This window comes from Bradyrhizobium sp. STM 3843 (assembly GCF_000239815.1).
GTDB lineage: Bacteria > Pseudomonadota > Alphaproteobacteria > Rhizobiales > Xanthobacteraceae > Bradyrhizobium.
Window position 1 is genome coordinate 1 of the sequence record NZ_CAFK01000086.1, and the last position, 7,195, is coordinate 7,195.

A 7,195-nucleotide genomic window follows, 5' to 3' on the forward strand; every position below is an offset into this window, starting at 1 on the left:
ATCACGGCACCCATTTCGGGCGCAGCGCCATCGATCGTTACCTGAAGGGCCATGACGGGCGCTTCATGCGCGCGCTGAAGAGCATCCTGGGCACCGCACTGATCCAGGAGAAGACCTATATCCGCCAGAAGGCCGTGCCGTTCTCGGGCATTCTGGGATTCTATTTCGCGCACCTGAAGTCGCAGATGGAACGCCAGCTCGACCGCGAGATCACGGAAGTCGTGCTCGGCCGCCCCGTGCGCTTCGTCGACAAGGACGACGCGGCCGATGCCGAGGCGCAACGGGCGCTGGAGGACATTGCGCGTGCGCAGGGCTTCCGGACCATCGCATTCCAGTACGAGCCGATCGCGGCCGCGCTCGATTATGAGCAGCATGTTCGCGACGAAGAACTGGTCCTGATCGCCGACATCGGCGGCGGCACCTCCGACTTCTCAATCGTCCGCGTCTCGCCCGAGCGGCGTAGGACGGCTGAGCGCGCCGGCGACATCCTGGCCAATGGCGGCATCCATATCGGCGGCACCGATTTCGACCGGCTGTTGAGCCTGAAGAGCGTGATGCCCCATCTCGGTTATGGCAGCGCGACCGCGGACGGCAAGCGCAGCCTGCCCTCGCTCTACTACCACGAGCTCGCGACCTGGCACCGGATCAACCAGCTCTACAAGAAGAACGTGATGCCGGAGCTGCGGCAAATCCGCTACGAGGCGGCGCGGCGCGATCTTGTCGATCGTTTCATCGCGCTCATCGAGGCCCGCCAGGGACATGCGGTCGCGATCGGCGTCGAGGAGGCCAAGATCGCGCTGACGCGCGCAGAGACAGCTGTCTCGGCGCTGGCCGATCACGGTGCGTGGGCGCGTTTCAACTTCACACGCGCAGCATTCGATGCTGCCATTGCTGATGCCGTCGAACGCATCCTTGCGACGGTGCAGCGCCTTCTGAGGGATGCGCGCGTCGCGGCCGCCGACATCACCACGATCTTCCTGACTGGCGGGTCGAGCATGGTGCCGCTGCTGCGCCAGGCGATCCTGGCGCCGTTCCCCGAGGCCCGCGTCGCCGAGACCGACCTGCTCGGCAGCGTCGGCATCGGGCTCGCGCTCGATGCACGGCGGAAGTTCGGTTGATAGTCGCAGCCTGCATTTACTACGACAGGTCAGCCGCATCCGATCGGCATCCGCAAGCGGACAAATTTGCTCTCATAACGCCTCCAAAGCGCCGCGCGATGGTGCGATCGGCAGCCAATCTGGGATACGCTGCTTCGCAAGCCAATAGGGCCGCCAAAGCGCAAGCCAGCTGAAACGATCAAGCGGCACGGCTCCCCAGCTCGGCCGATCCAGTTGGATTGTTGACAGGTCATGCATGTGAAGCCATCGACGCGCGACCCACCAGAGCTCGCGCGAGACCTGCGCATTACTCGGGCCTTTGAGTTCGACGACGCGCGGCAATGGATCGCCATGGGAGGTACCGAGCCGCAGCGTGGCGATCCGCTCCCCCTGCCGTCTGACGCTCCACAGGCGCGCGCGGTTATGCGCAACATGTTCGCCGAACGTCCGAAGGCAATTCTTCATTGCCACCGCCTCCTCTGCGATCTCCGCAACGGAGCACAAGGAAATGAACTCGTAGTCGGCGATGCAGCCGGTCTGCAGCCACATATCTGCGATCGGCTCGCTTCCCAGGTTTAGGCGCAACTCGATCATCTCGCGCCAGCGGCCGGCGGCCGTGAGTGCTTGTGGCAGGCCCATCCCCGGCGTCCACGGCCGCTCGATCAGCTCATGCCCGAGGGTTGCGGGTTGACGCGAGAACCAAGTCCATAACCCGAGTAGCCGCAACCTGGCACGCTTGACCTGACGCGGCTTGCGAACGAACTCTCGCGCGGCCCACACCGCTGCGTGCTCATCTGCGACGTCAGCGGCATCGGCCACGACCTGCAGCCAGCCGGCTGCCAGCTTGCGCGAGCGCGGCAAATGGTTGGCAATCTGACGCCGAAACAACTCACCGTCGGGAAGCCGTGCAATCGGAGCCGTGAATGCCTCCGGCGGCAGCTTCCGCAGCCACATCGGCACGCGAGCTACGGCAGCGACCTCCGCCAGCGAACGCCCTTCGGTAACGCGTGCGAGTGCCGGCCCAGGACTGAAGCCTCTCCTCGGAATGGCGAGCGCGAAGAGAAGCGCAGGAAAGCTCACCGCCAGATCCGCGATGCGCGGATGACGCATCACGAGCGAGCCTACGGCTTCTCGGTAACGGGAAGGAAATCGCTGAAGCTGACGATGCAGCACAGCAGATCCTGCGGCCTCCCGCTGCGAGGACCGCGACAGATATCCGGACATGACAAAAATTCCGCGAGAAGCGGACCAGCTGGCAGTTTCGATCAGATGGGCATGATGCTCACCGGGATTCATCTCCCGGGACTGCGATCAAATATCGCGCAGCGAACCCAGGAAGCGCACGAACATCGACATGATCGCCTCCATGTTTTGAAATTGCGGAAAAGCCTTTTAGATCGTGTCGCATCAACGCGCAACCCTGTATGATCGGCGGTGATTGCTCTTTGGCGCAACTCCAGCGCCCGTCGTGTGTCGCGATATGATAGTGAACAGTCGCATGTACGGCATGGCCGGCCAAGCGGGTCGATCGCGTCGCTTGCGCTTGAAATCTGAGTACGCCACGGCCACTCTCTGCGGCATGCGCACGCCCCTGCTGCAAACCGGACGTTTGATCCTGCGACCATTGGCGCTGTCGGATGCGCCGGCCATTCAGCGCCATTTCAACAACTGGAACATCATCCGCAATCTCGCGACCGCCGTTCCGTGGCCCTATCCCGACGACGGAGCCGAGACCTTCATCAGGCTCCAGCTCGACAAGATCGCCGCGGGCGAAGAGATCTATCAATGGGTTCTTGTGCTGCGAGACGGCGATGGCGAGGCGACCGGCAATATCCACTTCCGTCCTCGCTCCGACTCCCGCAAAGGAAACCGCGGCTTCTGGTTGGCCGAGCCTTACTGGAACCGCGGACTGATGACCGAAGCGATCGCACCGGTGAATGATTTCGCCTTCGACGTTCTCGGTATCGAGCAATTCTTCGTCTGCAATGTCGCTTCGAACGGAGGATCACGCCGCGTCAAGCAGAAGACCGGCGCGGAATTTGTCGGCTTCATCGACCTTCCGCACCACAATGATGAGTCCAAATCCGAAAGATGGATTGTCACGCGCTCCAACTGGGCACGATGGCGTCGATCGGAACAGCGATGATGGTCTGCAGGTGAAGCGCTGCAGCCGCCGCGGCGGCGATGGCCATCTCGTTCACTTATTCGAGCTCATATCTGTCGGTCTCTCATCGTGATCGCGAGAACCGAACAAACCCTCTCAACCCGCCGCCACATCGAGCACGGCCTGCGCAAAGGCCTGCGGCGCCTCCTGCGGCAGGTTGTGGCCGATGCCGCCCTTGATCAGCCGGTGCTCATAGCGCCCGGAGAACTTTTTCGCATAGGCTTCGGGCTCCGGATGCGGCGCGCCGTTGGCGTCGCCCTCCATGGTGATGGTCGGCACCGCGATGACCGGGAACGTCGCGAGCTTCTTCTCCAGCTCGTCATATTTCGCTTCACCCTCGGCGAGAGCGAGCCGCCAGCGATAATTGTGCACGACCACGTCGACGTGATCAGGATTGTCGAAGGCGGCTGCGCTGCGGTCGAAAGTGGCGTCGTCGAATTTCCACTGTGGCGAGGCGAGCTGCCAGATCAGCTTGGCAAAGTCGTGCCGGTACTTCGCATAGCCCTCGCGGCCGCGCTCGGTCGCGAAGTAGAACTGATACCACCATTGCAGCTCCGCCTTCGGCGGCAGCGGCATCCGGCCGGCCTCCTGGCTGCCGATCAGATAGCCCGACACCGAGACCATCGCCTTGCAGCGCTCCGGCCACAGCGCCGCGATGATGTTGGCGGTGCGCGCGCCCCAATCATAGCCGGCGAGCGTCGCGGTCTGGATCTTGAGTGCATCCATCAGCGCGACGATGTCGGCTGCAACGGCCACCGGCTGGCCGCTCCGCATGGTCGCAGCCGACAGGAAGCGCGTCGAGCCATAGCCGCGCAGATAAGGAACAATGACGCGATAACCGGCCGACGCCAGCGCCGGCGCGACGTCGGCATAGCTGTAGATGTCATAGGGCCAGCCGTGCAGCAGGATCACCGCGGGGCCGTCGGCGGGCCCGGCTTCGGCGTAGCCAACGTTGAGGAGCCCGGCATCGACCTGCTTGAGCGGGCCGAAGGCCGTCGTAGTCCCTGTCCTCATCGCAGGCAGGGTCGCTTTCGCCTTGAACCCCTGCGCCTGCGCCGCGGCGATCGGTCCGACCGTGGCGGCGGCGATGCCGGCGGCGGCAACGCCAAGCAGACGGCGGCGATGATGGTTGATGATCTCTGACATGGCGATCTCCTCGGTTGGATGGCCAAGCTCTTGCCCGAACCTACTTCGCTCCGCTTGGAGACGGCTTGGAGTTTTCCTTCAGATGCGCCTGATTTTGCCGCGCCCCAACCCATGTTAGATTGCAAACGCCCCCATCGAACTGCCGGCAGGCCGACGTTTGCTCTATTCTTTCAACGACTTCATCCTTGATCCCGGCCGCCGCGAGCTGCGCCATGGCGACAGCGTGGTGGCCATGGAACCGCAGGTTTTCGACCTCTTGGAGTTCCTGATCCGGGCCCGCGACCGCGTCGTCAGCCGCGACGACCTGCTGGCCGCCGTCTGGAAAGGGCGCATTGTCTCAGAGGCCACCTTGAGCAGCCGGATCAGCGCTGCGCGAGCCGCAATCGGCGACGATGGCGAAGCCCAGCGGCTGATCCGCACCATCCCGCGCAAGGGCTTTCGCTTCGTCGGTGAGGTCAACGAGCAGGCCGACGAACCAGCGGGCGCGCGTTCGGATACCGCTCCGGCGCGCGGTTTCGAAGGTCCTGCGATCGCGGTGCTGCCCTTTGCGAACATGAGCGGCGATGCTGAGCAGGATTATTTCGCCGATGGAATGGTCGAGGACATCATCACCGCGCTGTCACGCTGCGGCGGCCTTGCGGTGATCGCGCGCAATTCGACCTTCACCTACAAGAACAAGCCGGTTGACGTTCGCGAGGTCGGCCGCGAGCTCGGCGTCGGCTACGTGCTGGAAGGCAGCGTTCGGCGCGCTGGATCTCGCCTGCGGATCACCGGCCAGCTGATCGACGCGGCAACGGGCGCGCACCTCTGGGCCGACCGCTTCGATGGCGATGTGGGCGACGTCTTCGCGCTGCAGGATTCCATTACGGAACGCGTGGTGGCGGCGATCGAGCCGACATTGGAATTGGCGGAGGTGGAGCGGCGACGATCCATGCCTGCGAACGCGCTGCAGGCCTACGACCTGCTGCTCCGGGCCGCGAGTCTTCGCGATGCGTTCACCGCCGACAGCATTGCTGCCGCCATTGCATGTCTGGAGCAGGCACTTCAGATCGATCCGGTCTATGCGCCGGCGATGGCGGCGACCGCCTATTGCCACGCGCTGCGTCACTTCCAAGGCTGGATCAAGCCGGACGAAACCTATCGCGACAAGGCCGTCGCGCTCGCCTGGCGCGCGACCGAGCTCGCGCCAAACGATCCGCAGGTGCTGTGGATGGCGGCCTTCGCGATCTGGAACATGGCCGACGAGATCGAGCCGGCGCGCGAGCTCTTCAGCCGCTCGCTCGCGATCAATCCGAATTCCGCCATGGCGCTCACGCTTGGCGGCTGGATCGAAGCCATGCGCGGCCACCAAGCCGCCGGCCGCGCCTTGATCGAACGGGCGATGCGGCTGAACCCGCGCGATCCGCGCGGCTGGTTCGCCTTCGGCGCCATGGCGATCTGCGCACTCGCCGACGGCGATCTTGCACAAGCCATTCTCTGGGCAGAGAAGGCGCTGGCGCAGAACCGGCGCTTTGCGGTCGCATTGCGCGCGCTCGTGGTGGCGCTGGTGAACATCGGCGAGCTGGCCCGCGCCACGCAGGTCGCGCAGGAGCTGCAAAAGCTCGAGCCGGAGCTGACGGTCTCCGGCTTCCTGGCACGCATCCCCTTTCCCGTTCCGGCGATGGCTGCGACCTACGCGGAGGCCCTCAAGGCGGCAGGCATCCCGATCTGACCGGCCACGGCCGGTCAGATGCGCTCGGCGACCACGACCTGATACATGCTGCCGAACCGGGTGCGCTTGCGCCAGCGGAAGCCGCCGCCGCGAGGTCCGGCAAGATCCTTGATCTCGTGCCGCCACATGCTGGTCGCGAACGGCTCGAGCCAGGCGAAGATCCTGCGCATCAGCGGTTTCAGCGGGTGAAAGCGATGCGGCCGATGATAGTCGACGAACACCGCCCGTCCTCCCGGCGCCACCAACTCCAGCATGGCGCGGGTGACCTGGAGCTTCACCGCATCCGGCACCTCGTGCAGCAGGAAGAAGCACACGACCACATCGGCGCTCTCCTCTTGCGGGTCCGCGGCGTCGCCGCGCGCGACATGCGCCTGCGGCAGATCGGACAGCTTGCGCCGGGTCAGCGACACCTGCAACGGCGCGATATCGCGGACCTCGAGCTGGCCGCGACGGCCAATCTTGGCCGCGACCTGGCGCGAGAAATCGCCATAGACAGCAGCCGCCTGAAACACCCGGTCACCCGGCTCGATCTCGTCAAGCACATCGCCAATCAGGCGCTGGGCATTGCCCCACAGGATGGTCTGCACCACCACCTGCCGGTCGAGCCAGCCGGCAAGCCACGGAGTGAGATAGGCCCAGCTATAGACATCGCGAAGATACGAAGGCAGCAGCGCCTCAGCCGAAGTTACATCGAGCACGTTTCAGTCACCTGTATGAGGAAGGGAGAAAGCGATCAGAAGCCGATCGCAAGGAGGACGGCCGTGACGACGAGCGTCAGCACGGCCGCGAGCCCATAAGTTGCCCAGCGCAAGAGCAGCACCGGGCCGACACGCATGTCGTGCAGGGTGAGGAAGGCACGCTCCGCCGCGTGCCAGAACAGCAGCGCGATCACGGCGAGCAGCACCAGCTTGCCGAGCGGGTTGCGGGCGAAGGCCAGCGCACTCGTGTAGCTGTCAAAGCTCTCCGGAACGCCCCAGCCATGGGGAATCATGATGCCGGTGATGATGATCAGTCCGGGACCGAGCAGCGCAGCCATCATGCCGCCGGCGCCGAACAGCAGCCAGAACACCGGCGAGA

7 protein-coding genes are annotated in these 7,195 nt (G+C 64.6%); 3 read left to right on the plus strand and 4 right to left on the minus strand.

All coding sequences use genetic code 11. From position 1 onward, the window contains the following. The coding region (locus BRAS3843_RS11920) for an Hsp70 family protein (RefSeq protein ID WP_035981502.1) at window positions 1–1,118 on the plus strand (1,118 nt) is incomplete at its 5' end. Between the two features lie 72 nt (window positions 1,119–1,190). On the opposite strand, the gene BRAS3843_RS11925 is transcribed toward BRAS3843_RS11920, so the two are convergent. After that, complete coding sequence (locus tag BRAS3843_RS11925) at window positions 1,191–2,207, minus strand: hypothetical protein (protein ID WP_244425263.1); 1,017 nt, start codon at window positions 2,205–2,207, stop codon at window positions 1,191–1,193. A gap of 469 nt (window positions 2,208–2,676) precedes the next feature. Here BRAS3843_RS11925 and BRAS3843_RS11930 point away from each other — a divergent pair, with 469 nt between their 5' ends. Then, complete coding sequence (locus BRAS3843_RS11930) at window positions 2,677–3,243, plus strand: GNAT family N-acetyltransferase (protein WP_035981504.1); 567 nt, start codon at window positions 2,677–2,679, stop codon at window positions 3,241–3,243. Between the two features lie 114 nt (window positions 3,244–3,357). Here the strand turns inward: BRAS3843_RS11930 and BRAS3843_RS11935 are convergent, their stop codons facing one another. After that, window positions 3,358–4,407, minus strand: coding sequence for an alpha/beta hydrolase (locus BRAS3843_RS11935; protein ID WP_008969142.1), 1,050 nt, complete (start codon window positions 4,405–4,407; stop codon window positions 3,358–3,360). Window positions 4,408–4,564: 157 nt separating this feature from the next. On the opposite strand from BRAS3843_RS11935, the gene BRAS3843_RS11940 reads away from it, so the two are divergent. Next, window positions 4,565–6,118, plus strand: coding sequence for a winged helix-turn-helix domain-containing tetratricopeptide repeat protein (locus BRAS3843_RS11940; protein ID WP_008969143.1), 1,554 nt, complete (start codon window positions 4,565–4,567; stop codon window positions 6,116–6,118). Window positions 6,119–6,132: 14 nt separating this feature from the next. Here BRAS3843_RS11940 and rquA read toward each other — a convergent pair whose 3' ends face one another. Both rquA and frdD read right to left on the minus strand, forming a co-directional pair. Beyond that, window positions 6,133–6,816, minus strand: a complete 684-nt coding sequence (gene rquA, locus BRAS3843_RS11945; RefSeq protein ID WP_008969144.1) for a rhodoquinone biosynthesis methyltransferase RquA — start codon at window positions 6,814–6,816, stop codon at window positions 6,133–6,135. 35 nt (window positions 6,817–6,851) lie between these two features. After that, on the minus strand, window positions 6,852–7,195 hold a 344-nt coding region (gene frdD / locus BRAS3843_RS11950; protein ID WP_035981505.1), incomplete at its 5' end, for a fumarate reductase subunit FrdD.

Coding starts and splice junctions, on each gene's coding strand:
- BRAS3843_RS11925 (WP_244425263.1), bottom strand. CDS start 2,207: ATGCGTCATCCGCGCATCGCGGATCTGGCGGTGAGCTTTCCTGCGCTT.
- BRAS3843_RS11930 (WP_035981504.1), top strand. CDS start 2,677: ATGCGCACGCCCCTGCTGCAAACCGGACGTTTGATCCTGCGACCATTG.
- BRAS3843_RS11935 (WP_008969142.1), bottom strand. CDS start 4,407: ATGTCAGAGATCATCAACCATCATCGCCGCCGTCTGCTTGGCGTTGCC.